Consider the following 17,564-nt stretch of genomic DNA (forward strand, 5'->3'; position numbering starts at 1 on the left):
GCATCAACGGACCTGGCCGGAACCGTCGACCGGCGGGTCTTCCAGGCCGACATTGCTCGAGGCGGCCTCGTAGAGGCTGCGGTCGAGCAGGCCGGTCTCCTTGGCCACCAGCACCGGCACCAGCATCTGCCCGGTCACGTTGGTCATGGTCCGCATCATGTCCAGCACGCGGTCGATGGCGTACAGGTAGCCGATCACCTCCAGCGGCAGGTTGGCCGCGCTCAGCACCACCGTGGCCATCACCACCGCGGTGCCGGGCACGCCGGCGGTGCCGAAACTGCCCAGCACCGAGGCGATCAGCACCACGAAATACTGGTTGGCGGTCAGCGGCACACCGGTGTACTGGGCGATGAACACCGCGCACAGCGCCGGGAAGATCGCGCCGCAGCCGTCCATCTTGATGCTGGCGCCCAGTGGCACCGCAAACGCCGCGTAGTCCTTGTTGACGCCCAGGTTGTGGGTGATCGAGCGCAGCGCCACCGGCATCGCGGCGAAGCTGGAGGAACTGACGAAGGCCACCTGCATGCCCGGCGCGGCACCGCGGAAGAACTTCCACGGATTCAGGCCGTGCACCAGCAGCAGGCCGCTGTACACCACCACGATGTGGATCGCGCAGGCCAGGTACAGCGCCAGCACGAAATTGCCGAACGGCAGCAGCTTGCCGAAACCATAGCCGCCGACCAGCGCGGCGATCAGGCCGAAGGTGCCGAGCGGGGTCATCTCCAGCACGAAGCGGGTGACCTGGATCATGATCTCGCTCATCTGCTTGGTGAGCTTGCGCGCCTCGGCCACGCGCTCGCCGAGCTTGACCATGGCGAAACCCAGCAGCGCGGCGAAGAAGATCACCGGCAGGATCGAACCGCGCCCGGCCGCCAGCACGGTCTCGCCGGCGGCGTTGGTCCTGGTGCCGATGCCGGTCAGCGCATAGAACGGGTTGGACGGCACCACGTCCAGCAGCACCTGCACCGGGCTGGGCACGTCGCCCGGCTTCCAGGCGCTGTCCACGCGCAGGCCCAGGTGGCCGGCGCCCGGCTGCAGCACCGAGCCCACGGCCAGGCCGACGCCGACCGCCAGCGCCGCGGTGACCACGAACCACAGGAAGGTGCGCCCGCCCAGCTTGGCCACCGACTGCTGCCCGTGCAGCGCCGAGATCGCGTTGATGACGGCGAAGAACACCAGCGGCACCGCAATCATCTTGATCAGGGTGACGTACAGATCGCCCAGCGGCTTGAACCATGTCTCGGCGGTCGGCCCCAGCGCCCAGCCCGCCAGGGCGCCCAGCAGGAAGCCGGCGACCACGCGCTGCCAGAACGGAATGCGTAACCAGGCCGTCACCAGTTTCATCGACGCTGTCCAGAAATCTCGGGGGTTTCGCATCACGATAGCGCACCCCGGCGGCAGCGACGACGCCATGGCTGGAAAGGCGCGATGTCATCGGCGTGCCTTGTCGCAGCCGGCATAATGCGGGGGACTTCGTTGTTCAGGACCCGTTCCGCGTATGCGCCTTCCCGTTTCCGCCCTCGCCGCCGCCTCCACCCTGCTGCTGGGCGCGTGCGCCAGCGCGCCGCACGCGCCGGCCGCCAGCGCCAACGTCGCGCCGATCGTCGTCCCCGCGGTGGCCCATCCGGCCGGCGAGACCCCGGCCTGGTGGTACCGCAGCGGCGCCGCCAAGGCCGCCAACAACGGCGCGATGCGCGGCAAGGCCAAGAACGTGATCCTGTTCCTGGGCGACGGCATGAGCCTGACCACGGTCGCCGCCGCGCGCATCCTCGACGGCCAGCGCAAGGGCGCTTCCGGCGAAGAGAACCAGCTGTCGTGGGAGGCATTCCCGGCCACCGCGCTGAGCAAGACCTACAACACCGATTCGCAGACGCCGGATTCGGCCGGCACCATGACCTCGATCACCACCGGGGTGAAGACCCACATGGGCGCGATCGGCGTGTCCGCCGGCAAGCGCGACGCCTGCGCCGACAGCCTCGGCAAGCAGTTGCTGAGCTGGCTGGAACTGGCCGACAGCGCCGGCATGGGCACCGGCATCGTCACCACCACCCGGCTGACCCACGCCACCCCGGCCGCGACCTACGCGCACGTACCCGAGCGCAACTGGGAAAGCGACGCCGACCTGCCGGAGAAGGCGGTGGCCGAAGGCTGCCGCGACATCGCCCAGCAGATGGTGAGCGCGCGCTTCGGGCGCGGCCCGCAGGTGATGCTGGCCGGCGGCCGCGGCCAGTTCACCACGGTCGAGCAGCGCGACCCGGAGTACGACGACAAGGTCGGCCTGCGCCTGGATGGCCGCGACCTGGTCGGCGAATGGCGCCAGCGCCACCCGCAGGGCGCCTACGTGTGGACCCGTGGGCAACTGGAAGCGGCGCAACACGCGCCGGCGCTGCTGGGCCTGTTCGAACCGGACCACATGCAGTTCGACCACGACCGCGACCGCAGCGCCAATGGCGACCCGAGCCTGGCCGAGATGACCAAGGCCGCGATCCGCACCCTGTCGCAGGACAAGAACGGCTACGTGCTGATGGTCGAAGGCGGACGCATCGACCACGCGCACCACGCCGGCAACGCCTACCGCGCGCTGGACGAGACCATCGCCCTGTCGCAGGCGGTGCAGGCCGCGGCGGACGCGACCTCGGCCGAGGACACGCTGATCATCGTCACCGCCGACCACTCGCACACGCTGAACTTCGTCGGCTACCCGCAGCGCGGCAACCCGATCCTGGGCAAGGTGCGCGGCACCAGCGGCGAGGACGCCAACACCGGCGACCTGGCGCTGGACGGCAACGGCCAGCCCTACGCCACGCTCAGCTACGCCAACGGTCCCGGCTACACCGGCGCCAGCAACCAGCAGCCGGCCGGGGTCAAGACCTTCCCGCATGCGCCGAGCAACTTCGAGCCGGCCAACGGCCGTCCGGACCTGACCCACGTCGACACCGAAAGCCCGGACTTCATGCAGGAAGCGCTGGTGCCGACCAAGGCCGAGACCCACGGCGGCGACGACGTCGGCATCTGGGCGCGCGGCCCCGGCAGCAATGCGTTCCGCGGCAGCCTGGAGGAGAACGTGATCTACCACGTGATCGTGCAGGCCACGCCGACGCTGCGTGCGCGGCTGTGCCAGGCCGGCACCTGCAACGGCGACGGCGTGCCGGTGGAACTGCCCAAACCGGCGGCGTTCATGACCAGCGCCGCTACCGCGCAATGAGGCGGCTTCGGCCCCGGCCGTGGTGCCGTGGCCGCCTGCGTGCGGCAACGGCGTTGCTCGCGCTGGCGACAACCGCAGCCGCTGCGCAGGCGCAGCCCGACGACGCCTGCCGGCTCGGCGATCCGACCACCGACCGCGACGTCGTGCCGGGCTGCAAGCTCGGTGCCGACGAACGCCTGGTCCTGACGCCGCAAGCGCTGCGGCGCCTGCACTTCGATCGCGACGGGCTGGCGTTGCTGAGCGTCGGCGCGCGGTTCTATTACGTCCGCGCCGATGGCCGCAGCCTGCCGGTGATCACCTGGGACAATGGCCCGGACGGCTTCGCCGAGGGCCTGACCCGCGGCATTTTCCATGGCCGGATCGGCTTCTACGACCGGCAACTGCGCGAGGTGATCGCGCCGGTCCACGACTTCGCCTGGCCGTTCGAACACGGCGTGGCCGAGGTCTGCGACGGCTGCAGCGCGGGCACGCCGGATGCCGACGGCCATACGCCGATGCAGGGCGGCCGCTGGTACTCCATCGATCGCCACAACCGCGAAGTGCCGGCGCCCAAGCGCTGAGCCGATGATCGTGTGCGGCATGGTCGCGTTTTCGCGGAGAACGTGGCCAGGGCGTGCCCTCTGCAACGCGTCTCTCGCTGCATTTCCCGCGGTGTCGCGGGAAGCGCACATCTGCGAAGTGGGCATCCCCCGCGTCGGGACTGAAGTCCCTCCCACAGGGCGCCAGCCAACGTTTGCGCTGTTTCAGACGCCGTCGCGCGCTGGCCACAGGCCGGGCGTCGCCTGCTGGCGGCCGACATCGAGCGGGCACCGGGCTGAGCAAGCATCCGCGATAGCCCCCGAGTACCGGCAATTGCTCCTGTGGGAGGGACTTCAGTCCCGACGCATTGAACTGAAAGGTGTCGGAACTGCAGTCCTCCCACAGGGCGCCAGCCAACGTTTGCGCTGTTTCAGGCGCCGTCGCGCACTGGCCACAGGCCGGGCGTCGCCTGCTGGCGGCCGACATCGAGCGGGCACCGGGCTGAGCAAGCACATCCGCGATAGCCCCGAGTGCCGGCAGTTGCTCTTGTGGGAGGGACTTCAGTCCCGACGCATTGAACCGAAAGGCGTCGGGACTGAAGTCCCTCCTACAGGGCGCCAGCCAACGTTTGCGCTGTTTCAGACGCCGTCGCGCACTGGCCACAGGCCGGGCGTCGCCTGCTGGCGGCCGACATCGAGCGGGCACCGGGCTGAGCAAGCATCCGCGATAGCCCCGAGTGCCGGCAGTTACTCTTGTGGGAGGGACTTCAGTCCCGACGCATTGAACTGAAAGGTGTCGGAACTGCAGTCCTCCCACAACGCTGTTTGGACTCAAAGACGTCGCCATGCCACGCTTCGCGCTGACGTGCGCTTGCGTCTACAGTGACGCGATGCCGCCGCATGCCTCTCCGTCCCCGTTGTCCGCACTCGCCGCCGCACTGCCCGATCCGGCGCCGGCGCCGCTGCTGCTCGGCCTCAGCGGCGGGCTGGATTCGACCGTACTGCTGCACCTGCTCGCGCAACGACCGTCCTACCGTGACGCCGGCCTGCGCGCGCTGCACGTGCACCATGGCCTGCACGCCGACGCCGATGCCTGGGCCACGCATTGCGCAACTGTGTGCAAGGCGCTTGCGGTGCCGCTGCAGGTGGTGCGGGTGCAGGTGCCGCGCGACAGCGGCGACGGCCTGGAAGCGGCGGCACGGCAGGCGCGGCGCCAGGCCTTCGCGCAGACGCTGCAGCCCGGCGAATGGCTGGCGCTGGCGCAGCACCGCGACGATCAGGCCGAGACCTTCCTGCTGCGCGCGCTGCGCGCCTCCGGCCCGGATGGCCTGGCGGCGATGCAGGCACTGTCCGATTTCGCCGGCAGCCCCCTGTGGCGGCCGCTGCTGACGCAGCCGCGCACTGCGCTGCATGCCTATGCGCAACAGCACGGCCTGCAGTGGATCGACGATCCCAGCAATGCCGATCCCGGCTTCGATCGCAATTTCCTGCGCCTGCAGGTGTTGCCGCTGCTACGCCAGCGCTGGCCGCACGCCGATGCCGCCCTCGCCCGCAGCGCGCAGCTGTGCGCCGACGCCAGTGCGTTGCTGGAGGCGGACGACCGCGCGGCGCTCGATGCGCTGCAGGACGCCCCGGGCGCTCCGCTGCCGCTCGCCCCGCTGCGCGCCCTGCCCGCGGCGCGACGCGCACGCGTGCTGCGCCAGTGGGTCGCGCAGGCCGGCCTGCCGCCGTTGCCGTCAGCCGGCCTGGCCGCGATCGAACGCGACCTGCTGCAGCCGCGCGCCGACGCGGCGGCACAGTTCGCCTGGCACGGCGCCTGCGTGCGCAGTTGGCGCGACACGCTGTACGCCGAACGCGACCTCGCGCCCTGGCCTGCGGATTGGCAGGCGCAGTGGGACGGCCGCGCACCGCTGCCGCTGCCCGATGGCCGCCGGTTGCACCTGCTCGCCGAGACCACGCTGGCCTTCGACATGCCGTTGCTGGTGCGCGCGCGCCGCGGCGGCGAGCGCCTGCGCCTGCCTGGACGAACGCAGTCGCAGTCGCTCAAGCACCTGCTGCAGACGCAGGCGCTGCCGCCGTGGGAGCGCATGCGCCTGCCGCTGCTGTTCGATGCCACGCAACTGCTGGCCGCCGGACCGGACCTGCTGGCCGCGCCGCTGCACGATTGGCTGCAGGCACACGCTGCGCGCCTGGTGCTGGATCCGCTGCCGGCGCCGGCACGCGCCTCGCATTGACCCTGCTGCCGCAGCCGCGCACACTTTCGCCATGCCCAAGAAGCCCCAAGACGATGCCTCCCCGGTCGCCCGCTTCGAGCAGTCGCTCGAGGAACTGGAAGTACTGGTGGAGAAGATGGAAGCCGGCGACCTGAGCCTGGAACAGTCGCTCAGCGCCTACGAGCGCGGCGTGGGCCTGTACCGGCAGTGCCAGCAGGCGCTGGAACAGGCCGAATTGCGCGTGCGCCTGCTCAGCGATCCCGAACAGCCCGATAGCGCCGAACCCTTCGACTCCGTGCCGCCCCATGGCGGCTGAGGCGGCGTTCGCGCACTGGCGCGAACGGGTGGAAGCCGGCCTGCAGGCGCAGTTGCCTTCGGCCACGCTGGCGCCGCAACGCCTGCACGCAGCGATGCGACACGCCACCCTCGGCGGCGGCAAGCGCATGCGCCCGCTGCTGGTCTACGCCAGCGGCGCGCTGTTCGGCGCCGACGCCGCGCGCCTGGACGCGCCGGCGCTGGCGGTGGAACTGATCCACGCCTATTCGCTGGTGCACGACGACCTGCCGGCGATGGACGACGACGCCCTGCGCCGCGGCCAGCCGACCGTGCACATCGCCTTCGACGAAGCCACCGCGATCCTCGCCGGCGACGCCCTGCAGAGCCTGGCGTTCGCGCTGCTGGCCAACGCCGAGGACGCGACAGCGACGCTGCGCGTGCAGTGGCTGCAGACGCTGGCCGAGGCCGCCGGCGCGGCCGGCATGTGCGGCGGCCAGGCGCTGGACATCGACGCCACCGGCCGCGTGCAGGCCTTGGCCGACCTGCAACGCATGCATGCGCTGAAGACCGGCGCGCTGATCCGCGCCAGCGTGCGCCTGGGCGCGCTCGGCGGCGGCGCCGACCCCGCCGCGCTCGCGCAGTTGGACACGTTCGCCACCGCGCTGGGCCTGGCCTTCCAGGTGCGCGACGACATCCTCGACGTCGAAGCCAGTTCCGAACAGCTCGGCAAGACCGCCGGCAAGGACGTAGCGCAGGCCAAATCCACCTACCCGGCCCTGCTCGGCATGGACGGCGCCAAGGCCAAGCTGGCCGAACTGGCGCAGGCGATGCGCGACAGCCTGCAGGGCTATGGTGCCGCCGCCGATGCGCTGGCGGCACTGGCGCGGCTCGCGGTCGATCGCGCGCACTAGCGCACTGCGCCTGCACGCGTGCCGGCGTGCGACACGCGTCTCGCGCAAGCCGCTCGGACGCACGCGACAGCAGGCTGCTGCGGCGACGGAGCGCAGCGTACGCTCGCGTCACGAATGCGCGGTTGCAAGCGCGGCCGAGGTCGCCCCTGCGCGAATCGGCGCGTGCACGTTGCGCGCGACAGGCAGGACACGCGCTCAGCGCGGACGCAACTCCAGCAGCACCACGTCGTTGGCCCGCATCGGCACGTCGAGCTGCGCGCGGCCATCGCTGCGCACCCGCAACTGTCGCAGCGTCGGCGCATCGGCAGTCAGCGCCTGCAGGCGGCGTAGCTGCGTCGCGCTCAGCGTCGTCGGCGCGCCCATGCGCAGGTAGGCGCTGTAGGCATCGTTGGCATCGAAGCCGGTGCGGCGGATCGCCACGCTGTAGACACCCGGCGCCAGCCCGCGCAGTTGCAGGCGCAGCGGCGGCGCCGGCGCGACCGGCAGCACCTGGGTGAAATAGGGGCGATTGCTCTTGTCCTGGTGCGGCGCGACGAAGTCCCAGGCCAGCACCTTCAGCACGCCGTCGTCGTAGGTCGCATAGCTCTGCGGATCGGCATTGCGCAATTGGCGTTCGCCCAGCGCGTTGAGATACCGGTAGGCGAAGTACGCCGGCTTGCGCAGGCCCTGCGGGTTGAGTAGGCCGAACCCGCCCTGGAACGGCGCGGTCGGCGGCCCCGGCTCCTCGAACAGGTCGCTGTAGGTCCAGTAGCTCATGCCCTGCACCAGTCCCTCCACCGCGCGCAGCTTGCTCAGGATGTAGGCCGCGCTCAGATAGCTGTCGTGCACCGGGTCGCGCGGCGTGTAGCTGCTGCTCCATTCGGTGAAGTACAACGGCAACCCGGGCATCGCCGAGTTCTGGATCTGCGCACGCACGCGGCGCACGTCGCCGCTGATCGCATCCGGTGCAGGCGACAGCCTGGTGTCGCTCTGGCCCTGCTCGTCCAGGAAGCCGCCGTCCACGCCATAGGTGTGGGTGGTGATGAAGTCCACCGGCGTGCCCGCCGCATGCGCCTGGGCGATGAACGCCGGCACCCAGGCCGCGCCGGCGGTAGACGGACCACCTACCCGCAACTGCGGATCGATGCGCTTGAGCGTGCGCGCCGTCGCCGCGTACAGCGCGAAATAGGCGGGTTGATCGGCGCCTTCCCAGAAGCCGGCGAGGTTCGGCTCGTTCCAGACCTCGAAATACCAGCGGCGCACCTCGTCCTCGCCGTAGCGCTGGCGCAGATGGCGCACGAAGGCGTCCACCAGCGCGGTCCACCGGTCCAGCCGCGGGTGCGAGGTGTTGCCCTTCCAATAGAAGATGTGTTGGTCGGAGGTCTTCATCGCCTCCGGGGTGAAGCCCAGCTCGACGAAGGGGCGGATGCCCATGCCGAGCAGGCGGTCGTACAGGCGGTCGATCCCGCTCCAGTCGTAGCGCGGCTGTCCGTCGACCTCCCGGTAGGTACCCAGCACGTCATGGAAGATCGCGTGGAAGCGCACATAGCGGAACCCCAGTTCGTCCCGCGCGGTGCGCAACTGCGCCAGGCTGTCCTCGCGCCGCAGCGTGCCCGGATAGTCCGCGCCGACCGACAGGTCGTAGAAGCGATCGCGTGGCGTGGTCGGCCCGTGCACGTCCAGCACGATCGCGCGCGGCGTGGCCGGCGCGGCGAAAGCCACGCACGACCATGCTGCCACAACAACCGCCGAGAGCAGGCGCAGACATCGCATGGCGGTTCCCCAGCATGAGGTGGACGCCGACTCTAGCATCGCCGCGACGGCGCGTTCATCGACGCTCAGGCGTCGCGTCAGCGCGGTGCATCGAACGTGGCGCAGCGTGCCTCGGTGACGCCGATACTGAGACCTGGCGCGCGCTTCGCTGGACGAAATCGAAGACAAACGCAGGTCGGACGCGCACACGCACGACACCGGGCTAGTTTGCTTCGGCCCCTGTCATGGGGCGCCCACTTTCGACGGAGAGAGACTGCATGAAACACGCATCCCGGATCTCGGCAGCGATCGGCTTCAGCCTGGTCGGCATCATCTCGGCAGCCACCGCGCAATCGCAACTCACGCGCACGCCCGTGCCGCTGCAGGTCGAACTGACGCCGGTCGCCGACGCCGACGGCCAGCAGCGCGGCCAGATGGCGGTGACCGTCCGCAACACCGGCGCGCAAGTCGCGCGCGTGCCCAAGTGGGAACTGCCGCTGGGCGATCTCGACAACGCGCTGTTCCAGGTCCAGCGCGACGGCAAGCCGGTGGATTACGTCGGGCGCCTGGTCAAGCGCGCCGCACCGCGCGCCGAAGACATGGTGGTGCTGCAGCCGGGCGAAACGCGGCAGGCGCAGATCGATCTCGGCCAGGCCTACGACCTGACCCGCAGCGGCACCTACAGCATCCGCCTCGACGCGCCGCTGCAGGGCGCCGCGTTCGCCGATGGCGCGCGCATGCTCCGCGCCGACGGCGAGCCGCAGACCCTGTCCAGCGCGCCGCTGACGGTGTGGCTGGACGGCGGCCGCGGCCGCGCGGTGCGCAACGACCTGATGGCCGGCCCGCAGGCGGTGGTCAACGGCATCAACTACGCCTCGTGCAGCACCAGCCAGATCAGCACCATCGGCAGCGCGGTGAGCGCGGCGCGCACCTACTCGCAGAACGCCAAGACCTACCTCAACGGCGGCAGCACCGGCGCGCGCTACACCACCTGGTTCGGCGCCTACAACGCCAGCCGCTACAGCACCGCCACCTCCAACTTCGTCAACATCGATTCGGCGATCGACCAGAACAACGGGCAGATCACCATCAACTGCGGCTGCAGCGACAGCTCCTACGCCTACGTCTATCCGGATCAGCCGTACCAGATCTACGTGTGCAATGCGTTCTGGAGCGCGCCGGTGACCGGCACCGACTCCAAGGCCGGCACCCTGATCCACGAAATGAGCCACTTCAGCGTGGTCGCCGGCACCCAGGACTATGTCTACGGGCAGAGCGGAGCCAAGAGCCTGGCCACCAGCAATCCGGCGCGCGCGGTGAAGAACGCCGACAGCCACGAGTACTTCGCCGAGAACAATCCGTCGCAGAACTGAGTCCGGCACGCCGGTGATGTCCCGGGCGCCGGCTTCCGTCGGCGCCCGGTTCGCGTGCGGCCGATGCCGCGCGTCCTGATGGCCTTGGGTGCGCTCTAAGCCACCAACCCTTCCAACCTGGGCAGCCCCGCACTGCCAGGAAACACCTGCGTATCCAGCGCGCGCTCGGACACGCCCAGATGCGCAGCGAGCACGTGCCGGAACAGGCTGCGCAGGTCGCTGGTGGCGCGCAGATCGCGGCCCTCGTTCAAGGCCCGCGGCGACAGGCCTGGCCAGTCGCCGGCGATGCGCCCGCCACGTACCGCGCCGCCGGCCAGGAAGGCCACGCCGCCGGTGCCATGGTCGGTCCCGCCGGTGCCGTTGACCGCCGCGGTGCGACCGAACTCGGTCACCACCGCGACCACGCTGCGCGACCAGCAGGCCTGCGCGCCATCGTGGAACGCGCGCAGCCCCGCATCCAGTTCGCCCAGCTTGCGCTGCAGCACCGCGGCCTGATTGCCGTGGGTGTCCCAGCCGGCATCCTCGACGAAGCCGATCCGCGGCCCGTCGGGCTTGGCCATGAAGCTGGCCGCCGCGCTCATCGCCTGCGGCAGTTGCCCGCCCTTGACGCTGTCCACCTGCATGCCCTGCTCGCGCAGCGCGCGCGCAAAATCGCCGGCCAACTGCGGATCGGCGGCGTACAGCGGCTGCAGACGCTGCAGCAGGATCGGATTGACCGCGCTCGGCAGCGGCGGCGACCAACTGGTGACCGCGCCCGCGCCGCGCATGATCAGCGGCGTCACCGCGCTCACCGACACCGCCTCGGCGCCGTGCAGGGCCAGCGCGCAGCGGTTGAGCCAGCCGCTGGAGGCGCCGCTGGGCCGTGCGGTGCCGTTCTCCAGGCAATCCTGCGCCTCGAAGTGCGAGCGCTCGCGGTACGGCGGCGCCACCGCCACCACCGGCAGCCATTGCTTGCGCGCGTACAGCTCGTGCGCGAACGCCAGCGCCGGGTGCAGCGCGAAGCTGCCGTCCAGGGCCAGGGTCTGCGGCGGCGCCAGTGCGCCGCGCAGGCGTGCGTAGTCGGGATCGGCGGTCGGCACCAGCGCGTGCAGCCCGTCCAGCGCGCCGCGCAGCAGCACCACCAGCAGGCGCGTGTCGGCGCCCGGCGCGGCCAGGCCGCTGCCCGACCACAGGCTCAACACGGTGGCCGCACCGCTGGCGGCAAGGAAACGACGGCGTGTCAGTTGCATCGGAGTCTCTCCCATCGCGGATCGGACCGCGCGCCGCTCAGGCGCGCCACTGGAACGCCGGGCTGGCCAGCAGCACCGCCACGCCTTCGCGCGGCGATTCGGCACGCCGCACCGCGGTCAGCGTGTCCGCATCCGGACCATCGCCGAACGCGGTCGCGGCCAGCGCCAGCGGATCGCCCGGGGCCATTGCCGCCAGCGCCTCGGCGGCCTGCACGCGCTTCCACAGCGCGTCGGCGCCGCTCCATTCCGCCGCCACGTCGGCATAGCCGGCCGGCGAGCGCGGGGTGAACGGTGGCTGCCCCATCCGCGCCAGCAGGGTCAGCACGGTCTTCTGCTGCGGCGGCGCCTCGGGCCAGGTACCGCCGGCGCGCAGTGCCGATACCACGAACTCCTGCGGCGGCTTGAACTTGCGCGCCTGCGCGTCCCAGGCCTCGGGGCTGTCGATCAGGGCGCGGTAGACGTGGCGCAGGTCGCCATCGGTGCGCCGCCACGCGTCGGCCATGCGCTGCACCAATGCCGGCGGCGGATCGTCGCGGACGAAGTGCCGGGCCAGCTTGAACGAGACGTGCTGCGCGGTGGCCGGGTGCCGCGCCAGCGCGGTGAGGATCGCCTCGCCCTGCGCCACGCCGTCCTCGGCATAGCGCCGGCCCAGCACCAGGCGGCTGCCGGCGGCATGCGCCGGCACGCGGAACACGAAGGCGCGCTCGGGCGTACCCTGCTCGAAATCGCGTGGCGCCGGCACGCCCCAGCCGGTGATCGCACGCGCCAGTTCGGTGACATCGGCCTGTGTATAGCCGCCGTCCACGCCGAGGGTGTGCAGTTCCAGGATCTCGCGCGCAAGGTTCTCGTTGAGGCCCAGGCGGCGCGCCGGGCGTTCGGGATCCATGTGCATGGCCCGGCGCTGCGCGCGTTGCGCCAGCAGCGAGTCGGGACCGACCGAATTGGCGTTGTCCAGGTAGCGCAGCATCGCCGGGTGCCGCTCCACCGCCAGCAGCAGGTCGGCGAAGCGGCCCATGCAGTGCGGGCGGATCGCCTCGCGCTCCATCGGCGCCGCGTACAGCGCGGCTGCGCGCTTGTCGACCGAGACCGCGAAATGATTGGACCAGAACTGCACCAGGCGCTCGGCGAAGCCGGCCGGGCTGGCCACCGCGACCCGGTAGCGCACCGCCAGTTCCTGCGCCTGTACCTGCCGGTACAGCCCGCGCGCGGCCTGCTGCGCCTGCCGGGCGGCCTGCTGCGGATCGCCGGCCGCCTGCTGCCGCGCCTGGCGGCGTTCGCGCTGGTAATCGGCCTCGCGGCGCAGGTAGGCCAGGCTGTCGGGCAGGCCCTGCAACTCCGCCGCCAGTGGGGGCGACTGCAACTGCGCGGCCAGCCAGGCACGCGGCTCGCCCATGGCGGCCAGTTCCCCCGGACGGGCGCCCAGGCCGAAGCGGTTGGCGGCGCTCAAGCTCTCGCGGCGGATCATGCGGCGCTCCGGTGGTGGCGACAGCCTTGCAAACGCACCGCGCGGGCCGCGGTTGACCGGCCGGCGGCGGCGTCGCGCCCGGCCGCCCTGCGATCTACTGCCGGATCGCAGTGCGGGCACAAAAAAGGCCCGGCGCAGCGGCCGGGCCTTCGGAGATGCCTCGCAGGTGCGCTTACTTGATCAGGCGCAGCGCGAACGGATAGCGGTAGGCGACGCCTTCGTTGGCCTTGATGCCGGCCAGGATGCAGAGCACCAGATTCACCACCCACACCACCGGCGCGAGCAAGCCGCCGATGATGATCACGCTGAGCACCATGCAGATCACGTACGCGATGGCGATGGTGATCTGGAAATTCAGCGCTTCCTTGGCCTGATCGTTGAGGAAGGACTTGGCCGGGTTGTCCTTGTTCACCAGCCAGATGATCAGCGGCACGATGAACCCGAGGAGGATCCCCGACAGATGGGTGATCAGCGCGACCGTGCGGTCTTCCTGGGGGCCTGCCGAGGCCGGCGGCGGCGGCGGGGCGGTGACGTTGTCGAATTCGCTCATCGGTATTCCGTTCCTTTGGTGGTGAGGGGACAAGACGTTTGGCGCGTCACTCTCGGCGGCCCGCGCAGCGCTGTCAAGCGAGGCCGGCACACCGGGACGCGCACCGCGCCGGGCGCCGCGCCGGTCCATCGGCCCATACGGCAGCGGATCGCGCTCGTTCCCCATCGCAGCGTCGTGGCGATCGGGCGCAGCGCATCGCCATGATGCGCAGGTGCAGTGCCGCCAGCGGCCGGAGCACCGGCGCGTGGCCGCGGTGCGCGCTGCGGCCCTCAGTCGTTGCCGGCCACCGTCATCCGGCCGACCAGCACCGCACCGATGTGCACGTGCGAGCGCACGTCGATGTCGGCGCCCACCGCCTCGATGTCCTGGAACATCTGCCGCAGGTTGCCGGCGATGGTGATCTCGTCCACCGGATAGGCGATTTCGCCGTTCTCGATCCAGAACCCGCCGGCGCCGCGCGAGTAATCGCCGGTCACCGGATTGACGCCGTTGCCCATCAGGTCGGTGACCAGCAGGCCGCGCGGCAGGCCCTTGAGGATGGCCTGCAGGTCCCTCGCGTTGGCCGCCACCTGCAGGTTGTGCACGCCGCCGGCATTGGCGGTGGTCTGCAGCCCCAGCTTGCGTGCCGAATAGCTGCCCAGCACGTAGCGCTGCAGCACGCCGTCGCGCACCAGCGGCGCGTCGCGGGTGGCCACGCCCTCGCCGTCGAAGGCGGCCGAGCGCAGGCCGCGGCGCAGGTGCGGCCGTTCGTCGATCGCGAACCACTCGGGGAACAGGCGGGTGCCGGCGCTGTCGAGCAGGAAGCTGGCGCGACGGTACAGCGCGCCGCCGGACACGGCGCCGAGCAGATGGCCGATCAACGAGCGCGCCATCTCCGGCGCGAACAGCACCGGCACCTCGCCGGTCGGCAGCGAGCGCGGCTGCAGCCGTGCCACGGTGCGCTCGGCGGCGCGGCGGCCGATCGCAGACGCGCGCTCCAGGTCCTCGCGCGCCAGCGCGCTGCTGTACCAGCCGTCGCGCTGCATGCCGTCGCCCTGCCCGGCGATCAGCGTGCAGGCGAGCGAATGGTGGGTGCTGCGTTCGCAACCGATGAAGCCATGCGAATTGGCGTACACCGACAGGCTCTCGCTGGTGCCGGCCGAGGCGCCGTCGGAATTGCTGATGCGCGCATCCGCGTCGCGGCCGGCGGCCTCGCAGGCCAGCGCCAGGTCGACCGCCTCCTCGGCCTGCAGCGGCCAAGGATGCCAACGATCGAAATCCGGCTGCGCGCGCGCCATCAGCGCCGCCTCGGCCAGGCCGGCGGCCACGTCGTCCTCGGTATAGCGGGCGATCGCGCAGGCCTGGGCCACGGTGGCCTCCAGGCTGGACTCGTGCAGGTCGGCAGTGCTGGCGCTGCCCTTGCGCTGGCCGAAGTAGACGGTGACGCCGATACCGCGGTCGCGGGTGGATTCCACGGTCTCCACCGCGCCCAGGCGCACGTTGACGTCCAGCCCGCGGTCTTCGCTGCAGCTGACCTCGGCCTGGCTGGCGCCGAGCGCGCGGGCGCGCGCCAGCAGCCGTTCGGCGATGTCGGACAGGCGCTCCAGGCGCTGCTGGCTGTCGTCGCGGTGCAAATCGGGGGTGATCGCGTTCAATGCTTTATCCTTGTTGTGCGAATCCCTTCGCCCCTGTCCGACCGTCCTGGCCGGATGTGTTGATTTGATTTCCAGCCCGATCGAGTAGTACGAGCATGCGCGGACGCGACGAAGACACCGGTGAATTCCGCGGCGAAAGCCGCAGCCAGCAACGCCGCGAGGCGCTGGAAGTGCTGAGCCTGGGCGAGAAGCTGGTGGCGCTGACCCCGGCGCAGCTGGCCAAGCTGCCGGTGCCCGAGTCGCTGCTGCCGCACATCGCCGAGACCAAGCGCATCACCTCGCACATCGCGCACAAGCGGCAGCTGGCGTTCCTGGCCAAGCAGATGCGGCGCGAGGACGAGGCGGTGCTGGACGCGATCCGCGAGGCCATGGACGTCAACAGCGACAGCGCGCGCCGCGAGGTGGCGGCCATGCACCGGGTCGAGGACTGGCGCGAGCGGCTGCTCGCCGAAGGCGACACCGCGCTGGCCGAACTGCTGGCCGAGCATCCCGACGCCGACCGCCAGCGGCTGCGCCAACTGGTCCGCAACGCCAAGGACGAGCGGCTGAAGAACAAGCCGCCGCACGCTTACCGCGAGTTGTTCCGGGAGCTGCGCGAGATGATCCTGGGTGGTGCGTCGGGAATGGAGAATGGGGAATCGGGAATGGACGACGACGCGGCGCCCGAGGACGACACGCGCGACTGAGGCGCAGCGGCGTCGGCCACTGCGAAGGGCCACGCACGCACTTCCGACGCCACCGCGGGCGCGGCGCCAAAAGGATCTATCCGCCAGGCCAGCAAAGCTGCAGCGCACAGCGGTACCCGCTTTCCCGATTCCCGTTTCCCGATTCCCCACTCCCGGCTCCTAGGCCGTCCCGCCCACGGTCAGCCCGTCGATCAGCAGCGACGGCTGGCCCACGCCCACCGGCACGCTCTGCCCGTCCTTGCCGCAGACGCCGACGCCTTCGTCCAGCGCCAGGTCGTGGCCGATCATGCGCACCTTCTGCATGGTCTCCGGGCCGTTGCCGATCAGGGTGGCGCCCTTCACCGGCGCGGTGACCTTGCCGTCCTCGATCAGGTAGGCCTCGGTGGCCGAGAACACGTACTTGCCGCTGGTGATGTCGACCTGGCCGCCGCCGAAATTCACCGCGTACAGGCCCTTCTTCACCGAGCGGATCATCTCCTCGGGATCGTGCTGGCCGGCACGCATGTAGGTGTTGGTCATGCGCGGCATCGGCAGATGCGCGAACGATTCACGGCGGCCGTTGCCGGTGGGCGCCACGCCCATCAGCCGCGCGTTGAGCGTGTCCTGCATGTAGCCGACCAGCACGCCGTCCTCGATCAGGGTGGTGCAGTTGGTCGCGGTGCCCTCGTCGTCGACGTTGAGCGAGCCGCGGCGGCCGTCCAGGGTGCCGTCGTCGACGATGGTGACGCCGGGCGAGGCCACGCGCTGGCCGATGCGGCCGGCGTAGACACTGGTGCCCTTGCGGTTGAAATCGCCTTCCAGGCCATGGCCGACCGCTTCGTGCAGCAGCACGCCGGGCCAGCCCGGGCCGAGCACGACCTGCATCACCCCGGCCGGCGCCGGCACCGCCTCCAGATTCACCAGCGCCTGGCGCAGGGCCTCGCGGGCGAAGGCTTCCGGGCGACCGTCGGCGAACAGCGTGGCGTAGTCGTAGCGACCGCCGCCGCCGGCATAGCCGGACTCGCGGCGGCCCTGTTGTTCGACGATCACCTGCACGTTCAAGCGCACCAGCGGGCGCACGTCGGCGGCGAGCACGCCGTCGCTGCGCGCCACCAGCACGGTGTCCACCGCGCCGGACAGGCTCACCATCACCTGCTGCACGCGCGGATCGGCGGCGCGCAGGAACTGGTCCAGCCGCCGCAGCAGGTCCACCTTATGCGCGTTGTCCATCGCGTCCACCGGGTCCAGCGCCGGGTACAGCGCACGGCCGCCGCCGCGCTGCAGCGCGTGCGCCGGCTGCGCGCCACCATCGCGGGAGATGGCCCGCGCCGACTGCGCCGCGGCCAGCAGCGCATCGCGATGGATGTCGTCGGAATAGGCGAAACCGGTCTTCTCGCCGGAAATCGCGCGCACCCCCACGCCTTGCTCGATGGAGTGGGCGCCGTCCTTGACGATGCCATCCTCCACGCTCCAGCTCTCGCGCCGGGAATGCTGGAAATACAGGTCGCCGAAGTCGATACCGGGGCCGAGCAGCGTGCCGAAGGCGCGCTCCAGGCTGGGGGCATCCAGGCCGGCGGGAAGCAACAGGCGGGTTTCGGCGAGGCTCAGGGCGTGATCGTTCATGGGCTCAACATGGGGGACGAAGGCGCGCAGCGCAAGCGGCGGGGGGCACCGAACGCGAATGGAAAGCGCGCCGTGGGTCTCTGTGCCATCACCACGTCCCTTCCGTAGGCGGCTTCAGCCGCGACGGGCGTTTACCGGCAACGCCCGTCGCGGCTGAAGCCGCTCCTACGG

14 protein-coding genes are annotated in these 17,564 nt (G+C 70.9%); 7 read left to right on the plus strand and 7 right to left on the minus strand.

The features are described 5' to 3' along the window. Positions 1-3: 3 nt before the first annotated feature. A complete protein-coding gene (locus tag PG878_RS14305) occupies positions 4-1,344 on the minus strand; it encodes a dicarboxylate/amino acid:cation symporter (protein ID WP_209031898.1) in 1,341 nt (446 codons plus the stop codon). A 154-nt stretch (positions 1,345-1,498) separates the two neighbouring features. Here PG878_RS14305 and PG878_RS14310 point away from each other — a divergent pair, with 154 nt between their 5' ends. The 5 genes from PG878_RS14310 (at position 1,499) to PG878_RS14330 (ending at position 7,123) form a co-directional block, all read left to right on the plus strand. Next, complete coding sequence (locus PG878_RS14310) at positions 1,499-3,205, plus strand: alkaline phosphatase family protein (RefSeq protein ID WP_209031899.1); 1,707 nt, start codon at positions 1,499-1,501, stop codon at positions 3,203-3,205. 53 nt (positions 3,206-3,258) lie between these two features. Then, the gene (locus PG878_RS14315) at positions 3,259-3,765 is read left to right on the plus strand and encodes a WG repeat-containing protein (RefSeq protein ID WP_244672677.1); all 507 of its coding nucleotides are present in this window, start codon (positions 3,259-3,261) and stop codon (positions 3,763-3,765) included. Positions 3,766-4,613: 848 nt separating this feature from the next. Beyond that, the gene (tilS, locus tag PG878_RS14320) at positions 4,614-5,957 is read left to right on the plus strand and encodes a tRNA lysidine(34) synthetase TilS (RefSeq protein WP_209031901.1); all 1,344 of its coding nucleotides are present in this window, start codon (positions 4,614-4,616) and stop codon (positions 5,955-5,957) included. Between the two features lie 31 nt (positions 5,958-5,988). Then, positions 5,989-6,252: an exodeoxyribonuclease VII small subunit gene (locus tag PG878_RS14325; RefSeq protein ID WP_010344458.1), complete on the plus strand. Its 264-nt coding sequence runs from the start codon at positions 5,989-5,991 to the stop codon at positions 6,250-6,252. Then, positions 6,242-7,123: a polyprenyl synthetase family protein gene (locus tag PG878_RS14330; protein WP_209031902.1), complete on the plus strand. Its 882-nt coding sequence runs from the start codon at positions 6,242-6,244 to the stop codon at positions 7,121-7,123. The genes PG878_RS14325 and PG878_RS14330 overlap by 11 nt, the downstream gene beginning before the upstream one ends. A 195-nt stretch (positions 7,124-7,318) precedes the next feature. On the opposite strand, the gene PG878_RS14335 is transcribed toward PG878_RS14330, so the two are convergent. Beyond that, positions 7,319-8,875: a GH39 family glycosyl hydrolase gene (locus PG878_RS14335; protein WP_209031903.1), complete on the minus strand. Its 1,557-nt coding sequence runs from the start codon at positions 8,873-8,875 to the stop codon at positions 7,319-7,321. A 257-nt stretch (positions 8,876-9,132) separates the two neighbouring features. On the opposite strand from PG878_RS14335, the gene PG878_RS14340 reads away from it, so the two are divergent. Beyond that, positions 9,133-10,227, plus strand: a complete 1,095-nt coding sequence (locus PG878_RS14340; RefSeq protein ID WP_209031904.1) for a M35 family metalloendopeptidase — start codon at positions 9,133-9,135, stop codon at positions 10,225-10,227. Positions 10,228-10,322: 95 nt separating this feature from the next. Here the strand turns inward: PG878_RS14340 and PG878_RS14345 are convergent, their stop codons facing one another. From PG878_RS14345 to pmbA, 4 genes are all read right to left on the minus strand, one after another. Continuing rightward, positions 10,323-11,456, minus strand: coding sequence for a DUF1501 domain-containing protein (locus PG878_RS14345; protein WP_209031905.1), 1,134 nt, complete (start codon positions 11,454-11,456; stop codon positions 10,323-10,325). Positions 11,457-11,493: 37 nt separating this feature from the next. Continuing rightward, positions 11,494-12,921, minus strand: coding sequence for a DUF1800 domain-containing protein (locus PG878_RS14350; RefSeq protein WP_209031906.1), 1,428 nt, complete (start codon positions 12,919-12,921; stop codon positions 11,494-11,496). A 172-nt stretch (positions 12,922-13,093) separates the two neighbouring features. Further along, positions 13,094-13,471: a DUF4870 domain-containing protein gene (locus tag PG878_RS14355; RefSeq protein ID WP_010344465.1), complete on the minus strand. Its 378-nt coding sequence runs from the start codon at positions 13,469-13,471 to the stop codon at positions 13,094-13,096. 269 nt (positions 13,472-13,740) lie between these two features. Beyond that, positions 13,741-15,105, minus strand: coding sequence for a metalloprotease PmbA (gene pmbA / locus PG878_RS14360; protein ID WP_209031907.1), 1,365 nt, complete (start codon positions 15,103-15,105; stop codon positions 13,741-13,743). 95 nt (positions 15,106-15,200) lie between these two features. Between pmbA and yjgA the strand changes: the two genes are divergently transcribed. Then, positions 15,201-15,791 carry a ribosome biogenesis factor YjgA gene (yjgA, locus tag PG878_RS14365; protein WP_209031908.1) on the plus strand — a complete coding sequence of 197 codons (591 nt, stop codon included), beginning with the start codon at positions 15,201-15,203 and terminating at the stop codon, positions 15,789-15,791. A 159-nt stretch (positions 15,792-15,950) separates the two neighbouring features. On the opposite strand, the gene tldD is transcribed toward yjgA, so the two are convergent. After that, on the minus strand, positions 15,951-17,393 hold the full coding sequence (tldD, locus tag PG878_RS14370; RefSeq protein ID WP_209031909.1) for a metalloprotease TldD: 1,443 nt from the start codon (positions 17,391-17,393) through the stop codon (positions 15,951-15,953). Positions 17,394-17,564: the final 171 nt, after the last annotated feature.

Origin of the sequence: Xanthomonas hawaiiensis (assembly GCF_031834635.1) — a bacterium.
Taxonomy (GTDB): Bacteria; Pseudomonadota; Gammaproteobacteria; order Xanthomonadales; family Xanthomonadaceae; genus Xanthomonas_A; species Xanthomonas_A sacchari.

Excerpts from the sequence above, each read along its gene's own strand:
- PG878_RS14330 (WP_209031902.1), top strand. The coding sequence starts at position 6,242 with ATGGCGGCTGAGGCGGCGTTCGCGCACTGGCGCGAACGGGTGGAAGCC.
- PG878_RS14325 (WP_010344458.1), top strand. The coding sequence starts at position 5,989 with ATGCCCAAGAAGCCCCAAGACGATGCCTCCCCGGTCGCCCGCTTCGAG.
- PG878_RS14305 (WP_209031898.1), bottom strand. The coding sequence starts at position 1,344 with ATGAAACTGGTGACGGCCTGGTTACGCATTCCGTTCTGGCAGCGCGTG.
- PG878_RS14335 (WP_209031903.1), bottom strand. The coding sequence starts at position 8,875 with ATGCGATGTCTGCGCCTGCTCTCGGCGGTTGTTGTGGCAGCATGGTCG.
- yjgA (WP_209031908.1), top strand. The coding sequence starts at position 15,201 with ATGCGCGGACGCGACGAAGACACCGGTGAATTCCGCGGCGAAAGCCGC.
- PG878_RS14355 (WP_010344465.1), bottom strand. The coding sequence starts at position 13,471 with ATGAGCGAATTCGACAACGTCACCGCCCCGCCGCCGCCGCCGGCCTCG.
- tldD (WP_209031909.1), bottom strand. The coding sequence starts at position 17,393 with ATGAACGATCACGCCCTGAGCCTCGCCGAAACCCGCCTGTTGCTTCCC.
- PG878_RS14345 (WP_209031905.1), bottom strand. The coding sequence starts at position 11,456 with ATGCAACTGACACGCCGTCGTTTCCTTGCCGCCAGCGGTGCGGCCACC.
- tilS (WP_209031901.1), top strand. The coding sequence starts at position 4,614 with ATGCCGCCGCATGCCTCTCCGTCCCCGTTGTCCGCACTCGCCGCCGCA.
- PG878_RS14350 (WP_209031906.1), bottom strand. The coding sequence starts at position 12,921 with ATGATCCGCCGCGAGAGCTTGAGCGCCGCCAACCGCTTCGGCCTGGGC.
- PG878_RS14310 (WP_209031899.1), top strand. The coding sequence starts at position 1,499 with ATGCGCCTTCCCGTTTCCGCCCTCGCCGCCGCCTCCACCCTGCTGCTG.
- PG878_RS14340 (WP_209031904.1), top strand. The coding sequence starts at position 9,133 with ATGAAACACGCATCCCGGATCTCGGCAGCGATCGGCTTCAGCCTGGTC.